Annotated in this window: 23 protein-coding genes; 8 read left to right on the top strand and 15 right to left on the bottom strand. The window is 71.7% G+C overall.

The annotated features are described in order from the left end of the window. Positions 1 to 152: 152 nt before the first annotated feature. From ACFY1L_RS10380 to sigE, 3 genes are all read right to left on the bottom strand, one after another. Complete coding sequence (locus tag ACFY1L_RS10380; RefSeq protein WP_388821028.1) at positions 153 to 2,153, bottom strand: trypsin-like peptidase domain-containing protein; 2,001 nt, start codon at positions 2,151 to 2,153, stop codon at positions 153 to 155. A 134-nt stretch (positions 2,154 to 2,287) separates the two neighbouring features. After that, positions 2,288 to 3,280 (bottom strand): anti-sigma factor family protein, encoded by a 993-nt coding sequence (locus ACFY1L_RS10375; RefSeq protein WP_388821025.1) that lies wholly within the window; start codon positions 3,278 to 3,280, stop codon positions 2,288 to 2,290. Further along, positions 3,277 to 3,981 (bottom strand): RNA polymerase sigma factor SigE, encoded by a 705-nt coding sequence (sigE, locus tag ACFY1L_RS10370; RefSeq protein ID WP_361265759.1) that lies wholly within the window; start codon positions 3,979 to 3,981, stop codon positions 3,277 to 3,279. Before sigE ends, ACFY1L_RS10375 begins: the two co-directional genes overlap by 4 nt. 301 nt (positions 3,982 to 4,282) lie before the next feature. Between sigE and ACFY1L_RS10365 the strand changes: the two genes are divergently transcribed. Further along, entirely contained in the window at positions 4,283 to 4,915 is a 633-nt protein-coding gene (locus ACFY1L_RS10365) for an O-methyltransferase (RefSeq protein ID WP_388821198.1), read from the top strand. 107 nt (positions 4,916 to 5,022) lie between these two features. Here the strand turns inward: ACFY1L_RS10365 and ACFY1L_RS10360 are convergent, their stop codons facing one another. After that, complete coding sequence (locus ACFY1L_RS10360) at positions 5,023 to 5,190, bottom strand: DUF3117 domain-containing protein (RefSeq protein ID WP_003966491.1); 168 nt, start codon at positions 5,188 to 5,190, stop codon at positions 5,023 to 5,025. Positions 5,191 to 5,555: 365 nt separating this feature from the next. Between ACFY1L_RS10360 and ACFY1L_RS10355 the strand changes: the two genes are divergently transcribed. After that, on the top strand, positions 5,556 to 6,359 hold the full coding sequence (locus ACFY1L_RS10355; protein ID WP_388821022.1) for an enoyl-CoA hydratase/isomerase family protein: 804 nt from the start codon (positions 5,556 to 5,558) through the stop codon (positions 6,357 to 6,359). Between the two features lie 15 nt (positions 6,360 to 6,374). Here the strand turns inward: ACFY1L_RS10355 and ACFY1L_RS10350 are convergent, their stop codons facing one another. Both ACFY1L_RS10350 and ACFY1L_RS10345 read right to left on the bottom strand, forming a co-directional pair. Continuing rightward, entirely contained in the window at positions 6,375 to 6,953 is a 579-nt protein-coding gene (locus ACFY1L_RS10350) for a DNA-3-methyladenine glycosylase I (protein ID WP_388821019.1), read from the bottom strand. Then, complete coding sequence (locus ACFY1L_RS10345; protein ID WP_388821195.1) at positions 6,950 to 7,321, bottom strand: DivIVA domain-containing protein; 372 nt, start codon at positions 7,319 to 7,321, stop codon at positions 6,950 to 6,952. The genes ACFY1L_RS10350 and ACFY1L_RS10345 overlap by 4 nt, the downstream gene beginning before the upstream one ends. A gap of 151 nt (positions 7,322 to 7,472) precedes the next feature. Between ACFY1L_RS10345 and folP the strand changes: the two genes are divergently transcribed. Continuing rightward, positions 7,473 to 8,333, top strand: a complete 861-nt coding sequence (gene folP, locus ACFY1L_RS10340; protein WP_388821016.1) for a dihydropteroate synthase — start codon at positions 7,473 to 7,475, stop codon at positions 8,331 to 8,333. Between the two features lie 7 nt (positions 8,334 to 8,340). Here folP and ACFY1L_RS10335 read toward each other — a convergent pair whose 3' ends face one another. Beyond that, positions 8,341 to 9,099, bottom strand: coding sequence for a TIGR00730 family Rossman fold protein (locus ACFY1L_RS10335; protein WP_388821013.1), 759 nt, complete (start codon positions 9,097 to 9,099; stop codon positions 8,341 to 8,343). Positions 9,100 to 9,168: 69 nt separating this feature from the next. Next, positions 9,169 to 10,248 carry a succinyl-diaminopimelate desuccinylase gene (gene dapE, locus ACFY1L_RS10330; RefSeq protein WP_388821010.1) on the bottom strand — a complete coding sequence of 360 codons (1,080 nt, stop codon included), beginning with the start codon at positions 10,246 to 10,248 and terminating at the stop codon, positions 9,169 to 9,171. Between the two features lie 85 nt (positions 10,249 to 10,333). Here dapE and ACFY1L_RS10325 point away from each other — a divergent pair, with 85 nt between their 5' ends. Continuing rightward, positions 10,334 to 11,317: a heavy metal transporter gene (locus ACFY1L_RS10325; protein ID WP_388821007.1), complete on the top strand. Its 984-nt coding sequence runs from the start codon at positions 10,334 to 10,336 to the stop codon at positions 11,315 to 11,317. 281 nt (positions 11,318 to 11,598) lie between these two features. Next, positions 11,599 to 12,057 carry an ATP-binding protein gene (locus tag ACFY1L_RS10320; protein ID WP_388821004.1) on the top strand — a complete coding sequence of 153 codons (459 nt, stop codon included), beginning with the start codon at positions 11,599 to 11,601 and terminating at the stop codon, positions 12,055 to 12,057. 64 nt (positions 12,058 to 12,121) lie between these two features. Here ACFY1L_RS10320 and ACFY1L_RS10315 read toward each other — a convergent pair whose 3' ends face one another. Both ACFY1L_RS10315 and fdxA read right to left on the bottom strand, forming a co-directional pair. Next, positions 12,122 to 13,213, bottom strand: coding sequence for a bifunctional succinyldiaminopimelate transaminase/glutamate-prephenate aminotransferase (locus ACFY1L_RS10315; RefSeq protein ID WP_388821192.1), 1,092 nt, complete (start codon positions 13,211 to 13,213; stop codon positions 12,122 to 12,124). A 113-nt stretch (positions 13,214 to 13,326) separates the two neighbouring features. Further along, the gene (fdxA, locus tag ACFY1L_RS10310) at positions 13,327 to 13,647 is read right to left on the bottom strand and encodes a ferredoxin (RefSeq protein ID WP_030929316.1); all 321 of its coding nucleotides are present in this window, start codon (positions 13,645 to 13,647) and stop codon (positions 13,327 to 13,329) included. 140 nt (positions 13,648 to 13,787) lie between these two features. On the opposite strand from fdxA, the gene ACFY1L_RS10305 reads away from it, so the two are divergent. Further along, a complete protein-coding gene (locus ACFY1L_RS10305) occupies positions 13,788 to 14,795 on the top strand; it encodes a GNAT family N-acetyltransferase (protein ID WP_388821001.1) in 1,008 nt (335 codons plus the stop codon). A 32-nt stretch (positions 14,796 to 14,827) separates the two neighbouring features. Further along, on the top strand, positions 14,828 to 15,679 hold the full coding sequence (locus ACFY1L_RS10300; protein ID WP_388821000.1) for a tetratricopeptide repeat protein: 852 nt from the start codon (positions 14,828 to 14,830) through the stop codon (positions 15,677 to 15,679). 15 nt (positions 15,680 to 15,694) lie between these two features. Here ACFY1L_RS10300 and ACFY1L_RS10295 read toward each other — a convergent pair whose 3' ends face one another. Genes ACFY1L_RS10295 through ACFY1L_RS10280 form a run of 4 tightly spaced genes read right to left on the bottom strand, consistent with a single transcriptional unit; the run spans position 15,695 to position 19,168 of the window. Beyond that, positions 15,695 to 16,309, bottom strand: a complete 615-nt coding sequence (locus ACFY1L_RS10295) for a response regulator transcription factor (protein WP_388820998.1) — start codon at positions 16,307 to 16,309, stop codon at positions 15,695 to 15,697. After that, positions 16,306 to 17,499, bottom strand: a complete 1,194-nt coding sequence (locus ACFY1L_RS10290) for a sensor histidine kinase (RefSeq protein ID WP_388821189.1) — start codon at positions 17,497 to 17,499, stop codon at positions 16,306 to 16,308. Before ACFY1L_RS10290 ends, ACFY1L_RS10295 begins: the two co-directional genes overlap by 4 nt. A 5-nt stretch (positions 17,500 to 17,504) precedes the next feature. Further along, a complete protein-coding gene (locus ACFY1L_RS10285) occupies positions 17,505 to 18,245 on the bottom strand; it encodes an ABC transporter permease (protein WP_388820995.1) in 741 nt (246 codons plus the stop codon). Continuing rightward, on the bottom strand, positions 18,242 to 19,168 hold the full coding sequence (locus ACFY1L_RS10280) for an ABC transporter ATP-binding protein (RefSeq protein WP_388820992.1): 927 nt from the start codon (positions 19,166 to 19,168) through the stop codon (positions 18,242 to 18,244). Before ACFY1L_RS10280 ends, ACFY1L_RS10285 begins: the two co-directional genes overlap by 4 nt. A 60-nt stretch (positions 19,169 to 19,228) precedes the next feature. Between ACFY1L_RS10280 and ACFY1L_RS10275 the strand changes: the two genes are divergently transcribed. Continuing rightward, positions 19,229 to 19,360, top strand: a complete 132-nt coding sequence (locus ACFY1L_RS10275) for a hypothetical protein (RefSeq protein ID WP_388820989.1) — start codon at positions 19,229 to 19,231, stop codon at positions 19,358 to 19,360. Between the two features lie 90 nt (positions 19,361 to 19,450). On the opposite strand, the gene ACFY1L_RS10270 is transcribed toward ACFY1L_RS10275, so the two are convergent. Then, positions 19,451 to 21,661 (bottom strand): hypothetical protein, encoded by a 2,211-nt coding sequence (locus tag ACFY1L_RS10270; RefSeq protein ID WP_388820986.1) that lies wholly within the window; start codon positions 21,659 to 21,661, stop codon positions 19,451 to 19,453. Positions 21,662 to 21,740 lie beyond the last annotated feature (79 nt).

The following is a 21,740-nucleotide window of genomic DNA, read 5'->3' as shown; positions in this document are numbered from 1 at the left end:
TCCGGGCCGGATCCACGGTACCCGGCGATCCCGTGCAACCGGTACTGTCCCGAGGCCTCCGAGTGGGGCCGCGTGTGCGGTTTTGGGGGTTGTTTGCCTTGTGGGGCGGGGGTTGGGGGGTGCACCTGTGAGGTTCGTGTCAATCGGTTCGATCAGTTGCCGTCGGCGGAACCGAGCACCAGGGAGATCTTCTTCTCCTTGCCGTCGCGCTTCACGGTCAGCTCCAGACGGTCGCCCGGGCGGTGGGCGCGGGTCTTGACGATCAGTTCCTCGCCGGAGTGGATGCGCTGGCCGTCGACCTCGGTGATGATGTCGCCCGCCTTGATGCCGGCCTTGTCTCCGGGGCCGCCCGCGGAGACGGCGGGGCCGCCGCCGGTGGCCTTCGCGCCGACGCGGGCGCCGTCGCCGGTGTAGTCCATGTCGAGGGTGACGCCGATGACGGGGTGGGTGGCCTTGCCGGTGTTGATGAGCTCCTCTGCGACGCGCTTGGCCTGGTTGACGGGTATGGCGAAGCCGAGGCCGATCGAACCCGCCTGACCGCCGCCGGAGTCCGAGCCGTCGTCGGCGGAGCGTATGGCGGAGTTGATGCCGATGACGCGGGCCTTGGAGTCGAGGAGGGGTCCGCCGGAGTTGCCCGGATTGATCGGCGCGTCGGTCTGCAGCGCATCCACATACGACACGTCGCTCCCGTCGGAACTGTCGCCGCCGGCGGTGATGGGCCGTTCCTTGGCGCTGATGATGCCGGAGGTGACGGTGCCCTCGAGGTCGAAGGGGGCGCCGATGGCGACGACGGGGTCGCCGACCTGGACGTTGTCGGAGTTGCCGAGCGCCATGGGCTTGAGGCCGGTCACGCCGCTCACCTTCACGACGGCGAGGTCGTACCCGCTGTCCCGCCCGACGACGGTCGCCTTGGCGGTGTCCCCGCTGTTGAAGGTGACGGATATCGTCCCGCCGGTCCCGGCGGGCTCGACGACGTGGTTGTTGGTGAGGATGTGTCCGCGGTCGTCGAGCACGAACCCGGTGCCGGTGCCGGACTCGTCGGCCCCGGTGACATGCAGGGTCACCACGCTGGGCAAGGCTCGTGCGGCGATCCCGGCCACACTGTCCGGAGCCCTCCCGACGGGCTCCTTCCCGGCCTGCGGCAGCTCTACGGCCCCCACACCACCGTTGCGCTCGAGATAGGCCCCGAGGGCCCCACCGACACCACCGGACACAAGCGCCAGCGCTACGGCTCCGCCGACGAGGGCCCTGCGGACCCGCCTACGTCGCGTGTCCTTGTCGGCGATGGCCGCCCCGTTCTGCTGGAGGGGGGCGGGGGCCCAGGGGTCGTAGTTCTGCCAGGGGGTGGAGGGGGGTGGGGGGTCGCTGACGGGAACGGGGCCTGCATGGCCGGGGGCGAGGGGCGCGGGGGCCGGTATCGGGGTGGGGGTGGCGTGGGACGGTGCGGGGGCCGACGGCGCCGGGGCAGTAGGCGCGGGGGACGGCACGGCAGGCGACGGTGCCGGGGCCGGCGGGTCATGGGGCGCGGGTCCCACCGGCTCGCCGGAGACGTGCGGCGCGGAGGGCATGCCGTGTGCCGCGGGTGGCGTCGGCGCCGCCGTGCCCTGCGCGGGTGTGGCCGCGGGGTGCTGCACCGGCGGAGCGGGTGCCCAGGGGCCGGGTTCACCGTAGGGCGGGGTGCTGTACGGGTCGGGGTCGTGGAGGGGCTTGAGGCGGGTGGTGGTGGGCGTGGGAGACAGGTCTGCCGGTCCAACGGCGGGCACAGCCGGCCGTTCCAGCTCGAAGTCGCCCTCGTGGCGGGACTGTTCCGGAACCCCCGTCCCTGACGCCCGCTCAGCAGCACCGACCTCGGCGGCACCTCCCGGAGCCCCTGCCCCGGATGCGACCCGCTCCGAGGCATCAGCGGGCTCCGAACCCGCCACGTCCTGCGGATGCCTCAACTCGTAGTCGCCGTCGGGAGAAACCGCCTCGCCGCCACCGACCGCGGCAGGCGGCACCAGCTCGAAGTCGCCGTCGCCACCACGAACCCTGTCCGCTCCGTCGTCCCCCGATGCCGTCTCCGCAGACTCCGTCGAGGCGGGATCCGTGTCCGCAGGGCCCTGCGGACGTGGACGGCTCCACCACTTCGGCTTCGTGGGCTTCCCCTCGTTCATGCTCTCCCCACAGCTGACCACGGCACGACTCGTCGGCGGCGGCCCCAGTTTGTCGACTCCGCGCCCGGCTCCCTGCCGTGGGCGCGGTTCACCCTGGATTCAACCAGGTTCGCGCGCCGTCGCGCAGAGGCCGGTCAGGGGGTGGTGCGAGAGGGGGAGGAGGGAGCGGAAGTGGTGTCGGGGATCGGGGCGGCCAGAAGGCCGGGGGACGAGACCTCGGGGGTCGAGGACCACGAGGTCAGGGTCAGCGGCGGGGTCGCCGTGAGCGGACGTATCAGCGGGGACATCACGGCGGCACCGGCCACCACAGGGGTGGTCAGCGTGTCCACGGCCTGCTCCACCTGTCCGGCGGTGACAGGGCTCGGCACGCCCGGCAGCAGCGGCGCGGACACCTCGGTCGGGGCCACCGGGGTGTCGCCGAGCGACTGGCGGCCCTGCGCGAGCAGCGGGCCGGTGCCACGGCGCCGCTGGGCGTCGGGGGCCGTCGCGGCGCTCGTCCCCTGCGTACGCATCGGGGTCACATTGCTGCCGGCCCCCGAACCGCCACGCGCATCCGCGGTGTCGGTGGGTGTGCCGGTCGTGACGCCGCCCAGCGCGATCGCGGCGAGCGACACCGCCCCGGCGGCGACGAACGCGAACCGCATCCCGCGCGAGGCCGACCGCTCGGCCTCATGGCGGCTGACGTCGTGTATGCGGAAGCCACGGCCGGAGTCGGGGAGGACGGAAGCCGGGGCGTGCGGTGCCGAGGGGACGTAGTCGAACTCGAAGCGGTCACCGCGCTTCAGCCCGAACACTCCGGTGGTGCCGAACTTCCCGGAGGCCGAGCCGGGGAGTCTTCCCCCTCCGAACGGCGAGCCGTCGTCCGGATCGTCACCTCCCCCCGGAAGCCCCTGGAGTCGGGCCAGGAAGCTCTCGGAGGGCGGCGGCGGGGCCGCCTCCGCGAAGACGTTCTTCAGCTGTCGCTGTGCGTCGGCCTCCGCCTTGCACTTGGCGCAGGTGGCCAGGTGGGCGAGGACCCGATCGCGCGACTCATGACCCAGCTCTCCGTCCACCAGGGCGGAGAGTCGGTCTCCCAGGTGCTGCTCTGCCAGACGCCTCTCGGCGGGGCTGGGTCGTGATCCACTCACGCGGTCGCGCCCCCTCCCCCCAGAGCGGGCACCCGTGGCACCAGGGAACGGCGCTCGGTCGTCCGGGTCTGGGGCGCACGGTGCGCGAGGGCCTTGCGCAGCTGCGAGCGGCCGCGGTGGATGCGCGAGCGGACCGTGCCGAGCTTGACGCCGAGGGTTGCGGCGATCTCCTCGTACGACAGTCCTTCGATGTCGCACAGGACGACCGCGGCGCGGAACTCGGGCGCGAGGGTGTCGAGGGCCTGCTGGACGTCCGCGTCGAAGTGCGCGTCGTTGAAGACCTGCTGCGGGGACGGCTCACGGCTGGGCAGCCGCTCGGCCGCGTCCTCGCCCAGGGCGTCGAAGCGGATGCGCTGCTTGCGGCGGACCATGTCCAGGAAGAGGTTGGTGGTGATGCGGTGCAGCCAGCCCTCGAAGGTGCCCGGCGTGTAGGTGGACAGGGAGCGGAAGACGCGGACGAAGACCTCCTGGGTGAGGTCCTCGGCGTCGTGCTGGTTACCGGTCAGGCGGTACGCCAGCCGGTAGACGCGGCCGCTGTGGGTGCTGACGATCTCCTCCCAGGTGGGCGGAGTCCACGCCTGCCCGTCCGCGTCGGTGGAGAAAGTCGCGGTCTGGGCCTGGTCGGCGGCGTGGCTGTGGTCAGCTGCGGTGTCGTTCACGGATTTCGGCCTGCCCGCCGATCCGAGAAAGCGCCGCAGCACTCCTCCCCGATCCACAGGCGCAGCCGCACCTCCCCTGTCAGCTCTGGTGGTGTCCAGTGGAGCCCCTACCATAGCCACCTCGCCCGTTAGCTCCGGATAAGCGGTTTTACGAGAATTTGATCTGGGCTGATACCCCTCTGGCCGCTGCGTCTGCAGTTGCTCGGGCCCCTGCCCCTCTTCGTGATCCAACTGTGTCCCCCCGTGCCGTCACCTACCCCTCTAAACGCCCGGTCCCATCTGCGGGTTCCCGGCCCCAACGGATACAGTCACGCCCAGGCAACCACGGGGACAGGAGAGGGCCATTACCGGCAACCGGCAGACGAGCTGGGCGTTCGCCGACGCCTACGTCGCCGAGGACGAAGTCCTGCGCTGGGCCCGCGACCGGGCCCGTGAGGCGGGGCTGCGCTCGGTGTCGCCCGGCACGGGCGCGGCGCTGCGGTTGCTGGCGGCCTCGGTGGACGCGAAGGCGGTGGCGGAGATCGGTACCGGCACCGGCGTCTCCGGCATCCATCTGCTGCACGGCATGCGCCCGGACGGTGTGCTGACCACGGTGGACCCCGAGCCCGAGCACCAGCAGTTCGCCCGCCAGGCCTTCCGTGCCTCCGGCTTCGCCAGCAACCGCGCCCGTTTCATCCCGGGCCGCGCCCTGGACGTCCTGCCCCGGCTCGCGGACGCCGGCTACGACCTCGTCTTCTGCGACGGCGACCGGCAGGAGGTCATGGACTACCTCGCTGAATCGTTGCGCCTGCTCCGTCCGGGCGGCCTGGTGGTCTTCGAGGGCGTCTTCGCCAACGGCCGCACGGTCGACTCGGGCCCGCAGCCGACGGAGGTCCTGCGGCTGCGGGAGCTGCTGCGCGCGGTGCGCGAGAGCCAGGATCTGGTGCCGTCGCTGCTGCCGGTGGGCGACGGGCTGCTGTGCGCCGTCAAACGGTGACCCCGCCGGGACGGAATGCGTGAAGCGCATACGCATCCCCGGGAAAACAGCAACCCCGGCACCACTTGGATGCCGGGGCAGCTGAAAGGGTATGGTCGCGTTCCGCGTCAGCCGACGACCTTCTTGAGGGCGTCGCCGAGCGCGTCGGCCTCGTCAGGGGTCAGCTCGACGACGAGCCGACCGCCGCCTTCGAGCGGAACGCGCATGACGATGCCCCGCCCCTCCTTGGTCACCTCGAGCGGGCCATCGCCCGTCCGCGGCTTCATGGCCGCCATGCTCGTTCCCCTTCCTGAAACCAGCTCATCGTCAAAGCCGACGGCCCTGGGAGGGCACACGCGTCTAGCGTGGGACACGCGACACCGGCATCGAACACATTGCTTCCAAGCCATTATCCCGCATCTCAGGACCCGATGACCAACATCAGTCGGCATCGCTTGGGCAACGCGCGCGAGCAAAACCACTCAATTCGGCGATGTGACTGCGATACTGCGCCGCCGCACGGACTTCCGCCGACCGGAAACCGTCCAGAATTCTTTGACGCAGGTCACACGTCCACTCCGGTCTCTCTCCGCCATGCTGTCCTACGGACAGGGGCGTACCGGCCGGTACGCCTGAACCGCGACAGCCGAGGGGACACACCATGGCCGACACCGTGCTCTACGAGGTGAGCGACGGGCTCGCGACGATCACGCTGAACCGCCCGGAGGCGATGAACGCGCTGAACGTCGCGGCCAAGGTCGCTCTGCGGGACGCGGTCCGGTCGGCGGCCGGTGACGACGCCGTACGGGCCGTGCTGCTGACCGCCGCGGGCGACCGGGCGTTCTGTGTGGGGCAGGACCTCAAGGAGCACATCGGGCTGCTGGTGCAGGACCGGGAGACGGGGTCGCGGCAGACGATGAGCACGGTGAAGGAGCACTACAACCCCATCGTGCGGGCGCTGGTGGAGATGCCGAAGCCGGTGGTGGCCGGGGTGAACGGGGTTGCGGCGGGGGCCGGCTTCGGGTTTGCGCTCGCGGCGGACTACCGGGTGGTGGCGGACACGGCCGCCTTCAACACGTCGTTCGCGGGTGTCGCGCTGACCGCCGACTCCGGTATCTCGTGGACGCTGCCGCGGGTCGTCGGGCCGGGGCGCGCCGCCGATCTGCTGCTCTTCCCGCGGAGCATCAAGGCGCAGGAGGCGTACGAGCTGGGGATCGCGAACCGGCTCGTGCCGGCCGCCGAGCTGCGTGCCGAGGCCGAGAAGGTGGCGAGGGCGCTGGCCGAGGGGCCGACGGTGGCGTACGGGGCGATCAAGGAGGCGGTGGCGTACGGGTTGTCGCACTCACTGGCCGAGACGCTGGACAAGGAGGACGAGCTGCAGACGCGTGCCGGGTCCTCCGAGGACCATGCGATCGCGGTGCAGGCCTTCGTGAACAAGGAGAAGCCGAAGTACCTGGGTCGCTGACCCGCACCGGCACCGTCACGAGAGGCGTGCGACGCACGCCTCCAAGTGGTCGTCCACCAAGCCGCATGCCTGCATCAGGGCGTACGCCGTTGTCGGGCCGACGAAGCGCAGGCCCCGTTTCTTGAGGGTCTTGGACAGGGCCGTCGACTCCGGGGTGACCGCCGGGACGTCCCCGAGAGTCTTCGGGGCCGGGCCCGGTTTCGGTGCGTGGGACCAGATCAGCTCGTCCAGCTCGCCCGGGGCCCAGTCGGCCAGCACGCGCGCGTTGGCGAGGGTGGCGTCGATCTTGGCTCGGTTGCGGATGATGCCCGCGTCGGCGAGGAGGCGGTCCCGGTCCGCTTCGGTGAAGGCGGCGACCTTCTCGATCCTGAAGTCGGCGAAGGCGGCGCGGAAGCCGGGGCGGCGGCGCAGGATCGTGATCCAGGAGAGGCCGGACTGGAAGGCCTCGAGGCTGAGGCGTTCGTAGAGGGCGTCGTCGCCGTGGACCGGGCGGCCCCACTCCTCGTCGTGGTACGCCACGTAGTCCTCGGTGGACAGGGCCCAGGGGCAGCGCAGGGCGCCGTCCGGGCCGGCAAGGGCGGCTGAGTCGGTCACTGCTGGTCCTCCGGGCCGTGGGCCGGCTTCTCCATGGAGATGTGGGGAGCGTGGTGGCCGTGGACGGCGGCCTGGGCGCCCGCCAGGGCGGACTCCAGGTCGGAGATACGGGCGTCGCGCTCCTCGAGCTCGGCGGCGAGGCGGTTGAGCGCGTCGTCGACGTCCGCCATGCGGTAGCCGCGGGCGGCGAGCGGGAAGCGGAGGCTGTCGACGTCCGCGCGGTCCACCGGGCGGTCCGGCGGCAGCGGGTCCTGCAGCCGCTCGGGGGCCACCTCGGGCAACGGGCCCTCGCCCTCTCCGCCGCCCACCACGGCCAGTGTCACGGCGGCGACCACGACGGCGAGGGCGACGACCAGGAACAAGAACATAACCATCGCTGTGGTCCCCACGCTCGATGCTCGGAAGCTGGATGAAGCTGAATGTGTCAGGGTCCGATCGTGCCATGCGAGTCTGACAGTTAGGGTCGCAGGCGGCCGAAAGGCCAGGACACCCAGGACGTACTAGGAGAGGTCACAGCGGATGCTCAGGCTGGGCAGGCGCTCGTTCGAGGCGCACGAGCCGGTGATCATGGCGATCGTGAACCGGACCCCTGACTCCTTCTACGACCAAGGGGCGACCTTCCGCGACGAGCCCGCCCTCGCGCGCGTGGAGCAGGCGGTGTCGGAGGGCGCTGCCATCATCGACATCGGCGGGGTGAAGGCGGGGCCGGGCGAAGAGGTGTCGGCCGAGGAGGAGGCGCGCCGGACGGTCGGGTTCGTCACGGAGGTGCGGCGGCGCTTCCCGGACGTCGTCATCAGCGTGGACACCTGGCGGTCCGAGGTCGGGGAGGCCGTGTGCGAGGCCGGGGCCGATCTGCTGAACGACGCGTGGGGCGGGGTGGACCCGCGGCTGGCGGAGGTCGCGGCGCGTTACGGGGTCGGGCTGGTGTGCACGCACGCGGGTGGCGCCGAGCCGCGGACGCGTCCGCATCGGGTGACGTACGACGATGTCGTGGCCGACATTCTGAGGGTGACGCTCGGTCTGGCCGAGCGGGCCGTGGCGCTCGGGGTGCCCCGGGAGTCCGTGCTGATCGATCCCGGGCACGACTTCGGGAAGAACACCCGGCACAGTCTGGAGGCGACGCGGCGGCTCGGGGAGATGGTCGAGACGGGGTGGCCCGTGCTCGTCTCCCTGTCCAACAAGGACTTCGTGGGCGAGACGCTGGACAAGCCGGTGAAGGAGCGGGTGATCGGGACGCTGGCGACCACCGCAGTGTCGGCCTGGCTCGGGGCGCAGGTCTACCGCGTGCACGAGGTCGCGGAGACCCGGCAGGTGCTGGACATGGTCGCGTCCATCGCGGGGCACCGGCCCCCGGCGGTCGCCCGCCGAGGGCTCGCGTAGCGCCTCGCTACCGGGCGGCCTCCTTGGAGACCAGGGCGACCGCCTCGTCCACGTCGTCCGTGACGTGGAACAGGAGGAGGTCCTTCTCCGAGGCCTTGCCCTGGGCGATGAGGGTGTTCTTGAGCCAGTCGACCAGACCGCCCCAGTACTCCCTGCCGAACAGGACGATGGGGAAGCGGGTCACCTTCTGGGTCTGGACCAGGGTGAGGGCCTCGAAGAGTTCGTCGAGGGTGCCGAGGCCGCCGGGCAGGACCACGAAACCCTGCGCGTACTTGACGAACATCATCTTGCGGACGAAGAAGTAGCGGAAGTTCAGGCCGATGTCGACGTAGGGGTTGAGGCCCTGTTCGAAGGGCAGCTCGATGCCCAGGCCGACGGAGAGGCCCTTCGCCTCCAGGGCGCCCTTGTTGGCCGCCTCCATGGCACCGGGCCCGCCGCCCGTGATCACCGCCCAGCCCGCCTCCACCAGGCCGCGGCCGAGCCGTACCCCCGCCTCGTACTCAGGCGAGTCCGCCTTGGTGCGCGCCGAGCCGAACACGCTGATCGCGGGCGGGAGTTCGGCGAGGGTGCCGAAGCCCTCGATGAATTCCGACTGGATGCGCAGGACCCGCCAGGGGTCCGTGTGCACCCAGTCCGACGGGCCGCCGGCGTCCAGCAGGCGCTGGTCCGTCGTGCTCGCCGTCACCTGGTTCCGCCGCCGGAGGACCGGTCCCAGGCGCTGCTCCTCCGGTGGCTGCTTCTTGCCCTCGGGGTTCCCGGTAGCCATGTGCGCTCCCTCCGCTTGCGGGGTGTTTCCACCTCAGCGTAGATCTACGCGGGTTACGGACGAGGGACCTCAGCGTGTCAGCCAGTTGCGCAGGCGCTCCTCACCCGCAAGGATCCTGACCGTTTCGACCCTTTCGTCCCGCTTGTGCGCCAAGTGTGGGTTCCCCGGGCCGTAGTTGACCGCCGGGATGCCGAGGGAGGAGAAGCGGCTCACGTCCGTCCAGCCGTACTTCGGCTGCGGGGTGCCGCCCACCGCCTCGATGAAGGCCGCCGCGGCAGGGTGGGAGAGGCCCGGCAGCGCGCCGCCGCTGTGGTCGTCGACCACGAACTCCTCCACCCCGCAGTCCGCGAAGACCTCCCTGACGTGGGCGATCGCCTCCTCCTCCGTGCGGTCGGGCGCATAGCGGAAGTTGACGGTCACCACGCACTCGTCGGGGATGACGTTGCCGGCCACCCCGCCCGAGATGCCCACCGCGTTCAGGCCCTCGCGGTACTCCAGGCCGTCGATCACCGGGTAGCGCGGTTCGTACGAGGCGAGGCGCGCGAGGATCGGGGCGGCCGCGTGGATCGCGTTGGCGCCCATCCAGCTGCGCGCCGAGTGGGCCCGCTCCCCCTTGGTCTTCAGCAGCACCCGCAGCGTGCCCTGGCAGCCGCCCTCCACCTCGCCGTCGGACGGCTCCAGCAGCACCGCGAAGTCGCCCTCCAGCCACTCGGGGTGTGCCTCGGCCACGTGCTTGAGGCCGTTGAGCTCGGCGGCCACCTCTTCGTTGTCGTAGAAGACGAAGGTCAGGTCGCGGTTGGGGGCCGGGACCGTGGCCGCGATGCGCAGCTGTACCGCCACGCCCGCCTTCATGTCGCAGGTGCCGCAGCCCCACAGGACGCCGTCCTCGTCCAGCCTCGACGGGAGGTTCCCCGCGATCGGGACGGTGTCGATGTGCCCGGCCAGGATGACCCGCTCCGGCCGGCCGAGGTCCGTGCGGGCGATCACGTTGTTGCCGTACCGCTCGACCGTCAGATGCGGCAGGGCGCGCAGGGCGCCCTCGATCGCGTCGGCGAGGGGCTTCTCGGTGCCGCTCTCCGAAGGGAAGTCGACGAGCTGCGCGGTGAGCCGGGCGGCGTCCAGAGCGAGGTCAAGCGGGGTGTCGGCCATGCCGTCGACCCTAACCCGCCAAGCCCTCGGCCCACTGTCCACACCCACCCCGGGCACCACAGCGCCCTCCGCTACCTTGTACGGCGTGCCAGAGCCGTCACCCACCCTCAAGCGTCGTGGCCGCCTCTTCCGTGCCGGGGCGGCCTTCTTCGTCCTGCTCGCCCTCGCGGGCTACCTCGTGGTGCAGTACGTCACCGGAGGCACCGGCAAACCGGGCTGCAAGGTCGTCTCGGGCAAGGCCGACCAGGAGGCGTACGAGTTCACGCCCGAGCAGGCCGTGAACGCGGCCACGATCGCCGCCGTCGGGACCGGGCGCGGCATGCCCGAGCGGGCGGTGGCCATCGCGCTGGCGACCTCGATCCAGGAGTCCGGGCTGCGCAACATCAGGCACGGCGACCGCGACTCGCTCGGCCTGTTCCAGCAGCGGCCCTCGCAGGGCTGGGGCACGAAGAAGCAGATCCTGGATCCGACGTACGCGGCGGGCATCTTCTACGAGCACCTGACCAAGGTGAAGGGCTACACGAAGCTGCCCCTCACCGTCGCCGCGCAGCGCGTGCAGCGCAGCGGCTTCCCGGAGGCGTACGCCAAGCACGAGCCGGACGCGGTCCTGCTGGCCGCCGCCCTCACCGGGAACTCGCCGGCCACGCTGACCTGCCAGGGCCGCGTCGACGCCACCACGACGCAGGCGGCGGGCCCGGACGCCGTACGGGCCGCGCTCGTACGGGACTTCGGGCGGGACGCGCTGCAGCCGGCCGGCGCCGAGGTGAGCGCCGGGTCGAAGCCGACGCCGTCCCCGACCGTGAGCACGCAGGCGGGCTCGCGCACCGTCACGCTCCCCGTCCCCGTCGGCAAGGGCGTCGCCAAGGGCCGCAGCGTCCGGCAGCGCGGCTGGCAGCTCGCGCACTGGGCCGTGGCCAACTCCTCGGCCCTGCACATCGAACGCGTCTCCTACGGCGGCCGGGAGTGGACCGCCGGGAACACCGACAGCCAGTGGCGCACGACCGGCGCGCAGGGGACCTCCGGGGCGGAGAAGGACGCGGACGCCGTCCGAATTGTCACTGGGCAGTAGTGCGGGCGGTAACCCGTGCGGGTTACACCGGTCCCGCACGGTCCACAACGGGGGCAGGTTTTCGCGGCGTCACCCCAACATCCGTCAAAACCCTTGGCACCAAAGGGCTGTAAGGATTCCGCAGACTTTCAGAACGGGCACTCTTTGCCCGTTTTTATCCGCAGCCGATAATGCGACGCATTGCCAACTCTTTACGTTTGGGCGCCGCAACCTTCGCAGCCTTCGAGCGGTAGTTACTGCGTCCGAGCCCGGACGACCAAGCATTCAGTCGAAGGAGCATCATGTCTCTCCCCCTGACCCGTCGGATCGCCCGTGCCGCGCTGCTCGTCGCAGCGGGAGCGGCTGCCGGGGTCGGTGCGGCCGGCTCCGCGAGCGCGGCCCCCGAACTGCCCGCCACTCCGAACGTCGGTGGCGTGACCGCCCTGGACGGGGCGAGCGTCGGCAACACCGTCGACGGTGCGGCGCAGAACGTCACCGGGCTCGCGGGCGACGCCGGCAGCAAGGCGGTCAAGAAGGCGGTTCCGACCGCGGGCAAGACCGGTGGCAAGGTCGCGAAGAAGGCCGGTCCGACGGCGCAGCGGGCCGCCGGGGAAGCGGCGGGCACCGTCGGGACCCTCGTCGGCGCCACCACGAAGTCGGCGACCAAGGGCGGTCTGGCGACGGACTCTCTGACCAAGGGCGCCGCCCTGCCGCCGGCCGCGACCCTGCCGGTCAAGACGGGCCTGCCGATCACCGGCTGAGCACCCTGAACGAGTAAGGGCCCGGGACAACGCGTCCCGGGCCCTCTTTTCGCGTGTACGGCGGCTACAGGCGCGCCACGGCCGCCCGCACCCGCTCGTCCGTCGCCGTCAGTGCGACCCGTACGAACTTCTCGCCCGCGGGGCCGTAGAAATCGCCCGGCGCGACCAGGATGCCGAGCTCGGCGAGGTGGGCCACCGTGTCCCAGCAGGACTCGTCGAGCGTCGCCCACAGGTAGAGGCTGGCCTCGCTGTGCTCGATGCGGAAGCCGTGGCCGAGGAGCGCCTCGCGCAGGGCCCTGCGGCGGGCCGCGTACCGTTCCCGCTGCTCGCGGACGTGGGTGTCGTCGCCCAGGGCCGCCACCACGGCCGCCTGGGTGGGCGCCGACGTCATCATGCCGCCGTGCTTGCGGATCTCCAGCAGGGGGCCGAGGACGGCCGGGTCGCCGGCCAGGAAGGCCGCGCGGTAGCCCGCCAGGTTCGAGCGCTTCGACAACGAGTGGACGGAGACGATGCCGTCGTACGAGCCGCCGTTGACGTCCGGGTGCAGGACCGAGACCGGGTCCGCCTCCCAGCCCAGCTCCAGGTAGCACTCGTCGGAGAAGACGAGGACGCCGTGCTCGCGTGCCCAGGCGACGATCCGCGTGAGCTCCTCCTTGCCCAGCACCTTGCCGGTCGGGTTCGACGGCGAGTTGAGCCAGAGAAGCTTCAGGTTCGTCGGGTCCAGCTGCGTGGGGTCGTCGTAGGCCTCGTAGTCCGCGCGGGCCAGGCGGGCGCCGACCTCGTACGTCGGGTAGGCCAGGCGCGGGTACGCGACCTTGTCGCCGGGGCCGAGGCCCAGCTGGGTGGGGAGCCAGGCGACCAGTTCCTTGGAGCCGACGATCGGCAGGACGTGCCGGTGGGTGACCTCGCGGGCGCCGAGCCGGCGCTCGACCCAGCCGGTGATCGCGTCGCGCAGTGCCGGGGTGCCCCAGACCGTCGGGTAGCCCGGGGAGTCCGCCGCGTCGATCAGGGCCTTCTGGATCAGGTCGGGGACCGGGTCGACCGGGGTGCCGACGGAGAGGTCGACGATGCCGTCCGGGTGCGCGGCGGCCGTTTTCTTGTACGGCTCCAGCTTGTCCCAGGGGAAGGTGGGCAGGCGGTCGGAGACTGCGGACACGGGACTGTCGCTCACTTTCAGGTCGTACGGCAAACGCCTCGGTCCCGTACGGCGATCATGGTGATCCGGCCGTACGGGACCGAGGCGGCACGCTGTGCGGGCCGCTTGCGTGATTACTCGGCCTGCGGCGGCAGCGCGGCGATGAAGGGGTGGTCCCGCTCGATGAGGCCCAGCTTGCTGGCGCCGCCGGGGGAGCCGAGCTCGTCGAAGAACTCGACGTTCGCCTTGTAGTAGTCCTTCCACTCCTCCGGAGTGTCGTCCTCGTAGAAGATCGCCTCGACCGGGCATACCGGCTCACAGGCACCACAGTCGACGCATTCGTCCGGGTGGATGTACAAGGACCGCTGGCCCTCGTAGATGCAGTCGACCGGGCACTCTTCGATGCACGCCTTGTCCTTGACGTCGACACAAGGCTGCGCGATGACGTAGGTCACGCTGTCGTTCCTCCTCGATTGGGCGCCGGCGGGCCTCCTCAGGCTCCGCCGCCTGGCGCGCGGGAGCGCGGCGTCGTCGATGCCCGCCCCTAGTATCTCCGTTCTTGGGCATGATCCGAACAGGAGGGGTGAACTGACCTGTGGAAATCTCGGCCGGCGGACGTCTCGAGGTTCGTATCACCGCTGCTGACGTGGGGAAACGAGTCTCCGTACGGCGCTTGATCGAAGGTGGAGTCCCGGAAGAGAAGTTCACCGACACGGTGGGTGTTCTCACATCATGGGACGACGGTGTGCTGCTGATCACACGGAAGGGCGGCGAGAGCGTCCGAATTCCGGAATCGGCGCTGGTCGCGGGGAAGGTCGTGCCCTCCGCACCGGCCCGCCGCAGGGGTCCCGCCGCCTCGTACGAGGAGCTCGCGCACGTCACCTCGCGCGCGTGGCGGCCGGTGGAGAGCGAGCGGCTGGGCGAGTGGGAGCTGCGGGCGGCCTCCGGGTTCACGCGGCGGGCCAACTCCGTGCTGCCGCTCGGCGACCCCGGCCTGCCGCTCGACGAGGCGCTGGACGTCGTACGGCACTGGTACGGCGAGCGTGGGCTGCCCGCGTACGTCCAGACCGCGACCGGCGCCGAGGGCACGCAGGAGCTGCTGTGCGCGGAGCTGGAGCGGCGCGGGTGGGTGCGTGAGGTGACCGCCGAGCTGTGGATCGGGCCGCTGGCTCCGGTCGCCGACCGGGCGGAGGGCGCGGATGTCGTGCTGTCCCGGGAGGCGGACGAGGCGTGGCTTTCGCGGTACCAGCGCAAGGGGGTGAGCGAGGTGGCGCTGAAGGTGCTGGGGAGCGGGCCCTCGGTGTGGTTCGCGACGGTTCCCGGGGAGCAGGCGCCTGCGGCGATCGGGCGGTGTGTCGTGGACGGGCGGTGGGCCTCCTTCGCCGCGGTCGAGGTGGACCCGGAGCTGCGGCGGCAGGGCCTTGCCACCACCGTGATGGCGGCGCTGGCCCGGCGGGCGCTGGACGAGGGTGCCTCGGCGGCCTGGCTCCAGGTCGAGGACGACAACGCGGGGGCGCGGGCGCTGTATGCCGGGATGGGTTTCGCCGCGCACCACGCGTACCACCACTACCGGGAACCGGCGGCTCCCGGCAGCGGCCAGTAGTACCGATCGCCGTGAGAGGGCACGAGCCTGCTATGCGTCCCCCGTATCCCCCATCGCCCGAGCGGTCCGCCGAGCTGCGGCGGCGGTTCGCCGAGGAGGCGCGGTCCGAGCGGCCCGACCTGTCCATGCTGTGCCTGCTGGTGGGCGCGGAGGCGGACGGGGGGCTGGACGAGGCGGGCATGGACGCCGCGCAGATGGAGCTGGACCGGCTGGCGGGGCAGCTGCCGTTCCGGCCGGGCGGCCCGATGGCCTGGGCGACGGCGCTGCACCACCTGCTCGGCGTGCGGGACGGGTTCCGCGGCTCCCCCGCCGACTACCAGCGCCTGGAGTCGTCGCTGCTGCACGAGGTGCTGCGGCGGCGGCGCGGGCTGCCGATCCTGCTGTCGGTGGTGTGGATGGAGGTCGCGCGGCGGGCGGGGGCGCCGGTGTACGGGGTCGCGCTGCCCGGGCATTTCGTGGTCGGGTTCGGTCCCCAGGAGCGGCAGGTGCTCGTTGATCCGTTCGACGGAGGGCGGGTGCTCAACGGGGGCGACGCGGAGCTGCTGGTGGCGGGGGCGACCGGGGCGCCGCTGGATCCGTCGATGCTGACGCCGGCGGATCCGCTGGACGTGGTCCTGCGCATCCTCAACAACATCCGCGCGTGGGCCGCCGCCCGGCCCGAGCGCTCCGATGTGGGGTTGTGGGCGGTGGAGTTGTCACTGCTGCTGCCTTCGCATCCGGCGCGGCTGCGTTACGAGAGGGCTCAACTGTTGGTGCAGCGGGGGGAATTCCTCAGCGGGGCGGCAGAGCTCGAGGCGTACGCCGATGTGGTGGCGGCGGTGGACGAACCCGCGGCACAGCGGGTACGACGACAGGCGCAGTCGGCAAGGGCAATGCTCAACTAGGCACGCCTGCGCATTTCAGAGCCAGCCCTTTTCTCTGGCAATCCGCACCGCTTCGGCCCTGTTTCGTACCGCCAGTTTCTGGATCGCCGTCGAGAGGTAATTGCGGACCGTGCCCTGGGACAGGTGCAGGGTCTTTGCCAATTCCGCGTTCGTCGAGCCGTCGGCCGCCGCGCGCAGGACCTCGCGTTCGCGGTCGGTGAGGGGGTTGGCGCCTTCGGCCAGTGCCGCTGCCGCCAGGGTCGGGTCGATGACCCGCTCCCCCGCGAGCACCTTGCGTACCGCCTCCGCCAGTTGAGCAGCCGGCGCGTCCTTGACCAGGAAGGCGGCGGCGCCCGCCTCCATGGCGCTGCGGAGGTAGCCGGGGCGGCCGAAGGTGGTGAGGACGACCAGCTTCACCGCCGGGTGGGCCTTGTGGACCCGGGCCGCCGCCTCGATTCCGGTGCAGCCCGGCATCTCGATGTCGAGCAGGGCCACGTCCACGTCGTGCTCGCGCACGGCCGCCAACACCTCGTCGCCGCGCGCCACTTGGGCGACGACCTCGATGTCGTCCTCGAGGCCGAGGAGCGCGGCCAGCGCCTCGCGGACCATCGACTGGTCCTCGGCGAGCAGCACCTTGATCGTAGGGCTCATGCCCCGGATCCTACGGCCGGTGAGGTACCGGCGGGCACACGGGCGACCAGGCGGAAACCGTGCTTGGTACGGCTCGCCTCGAGGGTGCCGCCCGCCTTCTCCAGGCGTTCGGTGAGGCCGGTCAGGCCGTTGCCGGGACCCTTGCCGGAGCCGCCCGAGCCGTTGTCCTCGACGGAGAGTTCGAGCACCTGGCCGTCGAGGGTCTGCCGCTTGAGCACCTCCACCGTGCAGCGCCCGGCGCCGCTGTGCCGTACGACGTTGGTGACCGCCTCGCGCAGCGCCCAGGCGAGCGCCGACTCGCTCTCCTCGGGGACGTGGGCGAGGTCCGGTTCGTCGGGTACGTCGGCGGTGACGCCGGCCGCCGTCAACGCGACCTGGGCGCCCGCCAGTTCGGCGGACAGGCGCGGGCGGCGGTAGCCGGTGACGGCCTCGCGGACGTCGACCAGGGCCTGGCGGCTGACCTGTTCGATGTCGGCGACCTGCTGGGCCGCCTTGTCGGGGTGGTCGGGGAGCATCCGGCCCGCCAGCTCGCTCTTCAGCGTGATCAGGGAGAGGGAGTGGCCGAGGAGGTCGTGCAGGTCCCTGGCCAGGCGCAGGCGCTCCTCGTTCGCGGCCAGTTGGGCGACCGTCGCCCGGGCCTTGCGCAACTCGACGGTCGTGCGCACCAGTTGCTTCACGCCCGTCATCGAGAAGCCGAGCAGCAGCACCAGGAGGAACAGGCTCCAGGCGGTCTCCTCCCCGGCGCGGATTCCCACGAGGATCAACGCGACCGTGTTCAGCGGGATCGCCCAGTACGCGATCCGCAGCGGGAGAGTCACGCCGCAGACGACGGAGACGTACACGAAAAGACCGAGCCAGGGGGCGCCGAGCGTCAGGGGCAGGATGATGGCGAGCGCGGTGAGACCGGCGACCAGGACCACCACGATCCGGCCGGCGAACGGCCTTCCCATGTTGCGGAAGACCACCGCCAGGTAGGTCCCGACGAAGAAGAGGAGTCCCGCCCAGCCGGCCGCGGTGGCGGCGGCCGTGTGGTGGCCCGAGACCAGGTCGTTCAGCGGGGAGCTGAGGAAGACCAGCCAGGGCAGGATCCACACCAGCTTGCGCCAGGCCTCGGCGCGGTTGCGGGGCGGCTCCCCGATGCGGATCAGACGCTGCACGCGGGCCTCTTCGGGCGCGGGGTCTTCCCTCATGATGCTCACGCCTTCAGCGTGTCCTTCCGGTACAGCCAGGCCGCGCCGCCCGCGAACAGGACGAAGAAGACGGCGAGGATGGCGATGTCCTGGGCGTGCGGGGCCTGGCTCTGTTCGATCGCCCGCCCGAGGGCAGCGTACGCGTGCGTGGGCAGCCACTTCGCGATGTCCTGGAGCCACTGCGGGAAGCTGGTGGACGGGAACCACAGGCCGCCGAGGATGGACAGGCCGAAGTAGACGATCATCGTGAGCGGGCGGACCGCGTCTCCGGAGGCGAGGTAGCCGATGGCGACGCCGAGCGCGGCGAAGACCAGGCTGCCGGCCCAGATCGCACCGGTGAGCGCGAGCCACTGCCAGGCATCCAGCCGTACGCCCTTCACGGCGGCGGCGACCAGGAAGACGACCACGATGGACGGCAGGCTCACCACGGCTGCGCTGGCGGTCTTGGCGAGGACATAGCCGCGCCCGGGCAGCGTGGTCAGCCGCAGCTGCCGTACCCAGCCGTTCTCCCGCTCCTTGGCGATGCGCTCGCTGTTGCCCATCAGTACGGCGGTCAGGGCGCCGAAGGAGGCCATGGAGACCATGACGTACGCCGCGACGGTCAGACCGGTGCCGTCGACCTTGCCGTTGGTCCCGCCCTGGCTGGAGGCGAGCAGGAAGATGACCGAGGGATAGATCACCGAGAAGAAGAGGAACTTGCGGTTGCGCAGGGCGCGCGCGAGCTCCAGCTTGATCAGGCTGTTCATGGCTGCTTGGCCTCCTCGGCCTCGGTGATGGCGACGAAGGCCTGCTCGAGCCCGAGCCCGGCGACTTCGAGGTTGCGGGGGTAGATGCCGAGGCCGTAGAGGGCGTGGACGGTCGCGTCGGCGTCGGAGGACTGGATGCGGATGGTCTGGCCGCTGATGTCGATGGACGTCAGGAAGGGGAGCGCCCGCAGCGGGGCCTCGTCGATGGCGCCCTCCAGGTCGAAGGAGACGCGCCGCGCGCCCGCCTTCGCCTTGATCTCGGCCGCCGTACCGTCCGCGAGGAGCCGGCCCCGGTGCAGCACCAGCACCCGGTCGGCGATCGCGTCCGCCTCCTCCAGGTAGTGGGTGGCGAACAGCACCGTCCGTCCCTGGTCGGCCTGTTCGCGCATGGTGGCCCAGAAGGCCTGGCGGGCGGAGACGTCCATGCCGGTGGTCGGCTCGTCCAGGACGATCAGGTCGCTGTCGCCCGCGGTCGCGAGGGCGAAGCGGACGCGCTGGGCCTGGCCGCCGGAGAGCTTGTTGACCTTGCGGTCGGCGATCTGCGAGATGCCGGCGCGGGCGAGGACGTCGCTCGCCTTGTACGGCTTGGGGTGCAGATCGCAGGCGAGCTTCACCAGCTCGGCGACCGTCACCTCGTCCATCAGCCCGCCGCTCTGCAGCATGGCGCCGACCCGCCCGGCGACGATGGCCTCGCGCGGGCCGGTGCCGAAGACGCGGACCGTGCCGCTGTCGGCGTGCTTCAGGCCGAGCAGCAGGTCGAGGGTGGTCGACTTGCCCGCCCCGTTGGGCCCCAGGAGTGCCACCGTCTCCCCCGGGTGCAGCGCGAGCGTCAGGCCGTCCACGGCCCGTACGCTCCCGTAGGTCTTGCTCACCTGGTCGAATCCGACCACCGGTGTGGTGGCCGTCGCCGCTGTCGTCGTCATGTGATCCATCGTGGCCGCGGGGGCCGCATGGCCGGCAGTGTCGGCGGTCCGGAGTACCGGATGACAGATGTCATGTCGTGCGGCGCGGGGCGTCCGGATCCGGCAGTCGAAGTCGACCGGCTCGGCCGCCCTCGGATCAACTACCAGGGCATCAAGGGCTACGTGGCCCTGTACTGCATCACGCGTCCCTGACCGCGTGAAGCCCGTGAAGGCCCGTCCTCCTGGACGGGCCTTCACACGTTCGCGCGGTCACGCCGGCGCGGCGGCGGTGCCGCCCGGGGGTCAGCTCGGGTTGGTGTCGATGACTCCGGTGCGCTCCGCCGTCGTCTTGCCCAGCAGAGCCCTGCGCAGCGCGGAGGCGACGTCCTGGGGGGTGACGGCCGTCTTCTGCCCGGTGCCCCGGGTGATCAGCACACCGTCGAAGGTGGTGCCGTACGCCTCCTTGAGCGCCTTGAGGTCGTAGGTGTCCACGAGCTTGCCGTTGACGGCCTTGAAGCCGATGATCTTCGGCAGTGACACGGGACCGAACGGGATGCTGTGGGCTGCGTCGGTCTGCACGGTGACGAGGCCGGACATCGCGGGCTTCGCGAAGGCCTTCATCTCGCGGTCGACCTCGGCGTTGGTGATCGTCGGCTGCTCGTTCGTCGTCGCGACCGTCACCGGGGAGGTCGAACCGGCCTCCACCTGGTTGCGGTACGCCTCGATGACCGCCTCGGTCGACCTGGCGACGTCGATGCCCTTGCCCGCCTTGCCGTAGACGGCGACGGCCTTGCCGGACTTGAACTGGATCGTGCCCTCGGTCATCGAGCCGGAGCCGCCGGCCGTGTCCTTCAGGGCAGCGGTCAGCTTCTCCGTGTCGACGGGCATGTCCGGTTCGACGACACGGTGGTTGCCGAAGAGGGAGCCGATGACGGAGACCGGGTTGTAGTCGCTGTGCGCGGCCGCGGCGACCGTGGCCTGCTCGTCGAACTGCAGCCCCGCCTGGTCCGGCTTGAGCGTGACGGTCTTGCCGCCGACGGACAGCTTCAGCGGCTTGTTCACATTGCCGCCGAAGGCCTCGTCGAGCTTCTTCACGGCGTCGTCGCGGGTGCCGCCGCCGATGTCGACGCCGAGCACGGTGGTGCCCTTGGGCACGTCGGAGTGGTTCATCAGCAGCCCGGCGCCGTAGGCACCGACGCCGATGACGAACAGGCCGCCGCCGAGCAGCACCAGCTTGTTGCGGCCCTTCTTTTTCTTCTTGGGCGCGGAGGAGGACGGCACGTTCTGCGCGACCGGCTCCGGCAGCTTCGGCGGCGTGTGCGGCAGCGGGCCGTCGCTGTGGGTGCCGGGGCCGAACGGCGAGCCGGCGCCCGGGGGCACGACCGGGATGCCGCTGGTGACGGTGTGCCCGGAGACGTTGTCCGGCGCCGGGTAGCCGCCCGTGCCCGGCTCGGGGGCCGGCTTCTGCGGGGTGAGGATCGCGGTGTCGTCGCTGAGACCGCCGCCGGGGCCGAGGCCGGCGCCGTGCGGGCCGCCCATGCCGGAGGGGCCGCCGGGTCCGGCGGGTCCGCCGCCGAGGGGCGGTGCCAGCGGGCCGTCTCCGGTGACCGGGCCGCCGGTCGGGCCCGCGGGGCCCTGGGCGCCGCCCTGACCGCCACGGCCGTTCGGCCCGTTGAAGCCGCTCGCGCCGCCGTAACCGCCTTGGCCGTTCTGCCCGTTCTGACCGTTCTGTGCGCCGCGCTCGCCCTCCGAGAAGTACGGCAGCTCGTCACGGCGCGCTTCGCCGCCGGGACGCGAACCGCCGCCGAGCGGGCCCGCGGCCAGCGCCTCGGTGACGTCGAAGGAACCGGTGCCGCCGCCATGGCCGGGGGCCACCGGGCCGCCGGTCGCGCCGGGGAGCCCCGCGCCGTTCGTCCCGCCGGACCGGGGGCCACCGGGCACGCTCATGGAGCCGACCACGCCACCGGGACGGCCGGTGCCCGGACGCGCACCAGTGGGAGCACCCGCGCCGGAACCGGCGGGACGCGCACCGCCGGGCGTCCCGGCGCCGCCGGTGGGCGCGCCCGCGCCCGAACCGCCGGGCAGACCGGCCCCGTTGGTGGTGCCGCCGCCCTGACCGCCCTTGGCCGGGCCCGACTTGCGGGGCGCGAACCAGTCGCTGGTCTTCTCCTCGGCCGACGGGGTCGGCTCGGCGGGAGGCTCGACGGTGCTCATGGCCTGGGTCGCGCCCGGTGCCGGAAGCTCGGTCTCGCCGGTCTCCTCGGGACTCTCGGTGTCCGCGACGGGCGTACGCACGACGACCGGCGGAATGGGTCGCGACCCGGGGATGTTGATCCGGATCCGCGTGGTCAGCGTGGTCTCGGTCTTTCGGTCCTCGGGCTGCGCGGCCGAACGGCCCGCATCCGTACCGGCGTCGGAAGCCATGGGGGTCCCGTACGGCGGCGTGCCCGACGGGTATGCGGCTTGGCCGCGCCCGTTGGGCCCGGAGGACGGAGTGTCAGTTTCACGACTCAAGGCAGGTTCTCCCGGTTGGCTCCGCCGCCCGCACGACCTGAACACGCGGGCGGCTCGGCGGCGCGCACCACCATACTGG

It is taken from the genome of Streptomyces sp. NPDC001663 (genome assembly GCF_042893105.1).
Taxonomy (GTDB): Bacteria; Actinomycetota; Actinomycetes; order Streptomycetales; family Streptomycetaceae; genus Streptomyces.
The sequence above is the reverse complement of the archived record's forward strand: the minus strand, read 5'-3'. Positions and strand labels throughout refer to the sequence as shown.

Coding starts and splice junctions, on each gene's coding strand:
- ACFY1L_RS10320 (WP_388821004.1), top strand. CDS start 11,599: ATGTCTCTCCCCCTGACCCGTCGGATCGCCCGTGCCGCGCTGCTCGTC.
- ACFY1L_RS10355 (WP_388821022.1), top strand. CDS start 5,556: ATGGCCGACACCGTGCTCTACGAGGTGAGCGACGGGCTCGCGACGATC.
- ACFY1L_RS10280 (WP_388820992.1), bottom strand. CDS start 19,168: ATGACGACGACAGCGGCGACGGCCACCACACCGGTGGTCGGATTCGAC.
- ACFY1L_RS10360 (WP_003966491.1), bottom strand. CDS start 5,190: ATGGCGGCCATGAAGCCGCGGACGGGCGATGGCCCGCTCGAGGTGACC.
- ACFY1L_RS10290 (WP_388821189.1), bottom strand. CDS start 17,499: ATGAGGGAAGACCCCGCGCCCGAAGAGGCCCGCGTGCAGCGTCTGATC.
- dapE (WP_388821010.1), bottom strand. CDS start 10,248: ATGGCCGACACCCCGCTTGACCTCGCTCTGGACGCCGCCCGGCTCACC.
- ACFY1L_RS10345 (WP_388821195.1), bottom strand. CDS start 7,321: ATGTTCTTGTTCCTGGTCGTCGCCCTCGCCGTCGTGGTCGCCGCCGTG.
- ACFY1L_RS10275 (WP_388820989.1), top strand. CDS start 19,229: ATGACAGATGTCATGTCGTGCGGCGCGGGGCGTCCGGATCCGGCAGTC.
- ACFY1L_RS10335 (WP_388821013.1), bottom strand. CDS start 9,099: ATGGCTACCGGGAACCCCGAGGGCAAGAAGCAGCCACCGGAGGAGCAG.
- ACFY1L_RS10380 (WP_388821028.1), bottom strand. CDS start 2,153: ATGAACGAGGGGAAGCCCACGAAGCCGAAGTGGTGGAGCCGTCCACGT.
- ACFY1L_RS10285 (WP_388820995.1), bottom strand. CDS start 18,245: ATGAACAGCCTGATCAAGCTGGAGCTCGCGCGCGCCCTGCGCAACCGC.
- folP (WP_388821016.1), top strand. CDS start 7,473: ATGCTCAGGCTGGGCAGGCGCTCGTTCGAGGCGCACGAGCCGGTGATC.
- ACFY1L_RS10300 (WP_388821000.1), top strand. CDS start 14,828: ATGCGTCCCCCGTATCCCCCATCGCCCGAGCGGTCCGCCGAGCTGCGG.
- ACFY1L_RS10295 (WP_388820998.1), bottom strand. CDS start 16,309: ATGAGCCCTACGATCAAGGTGCTGCTCGCCGAGGACCAGTCGATGGTC.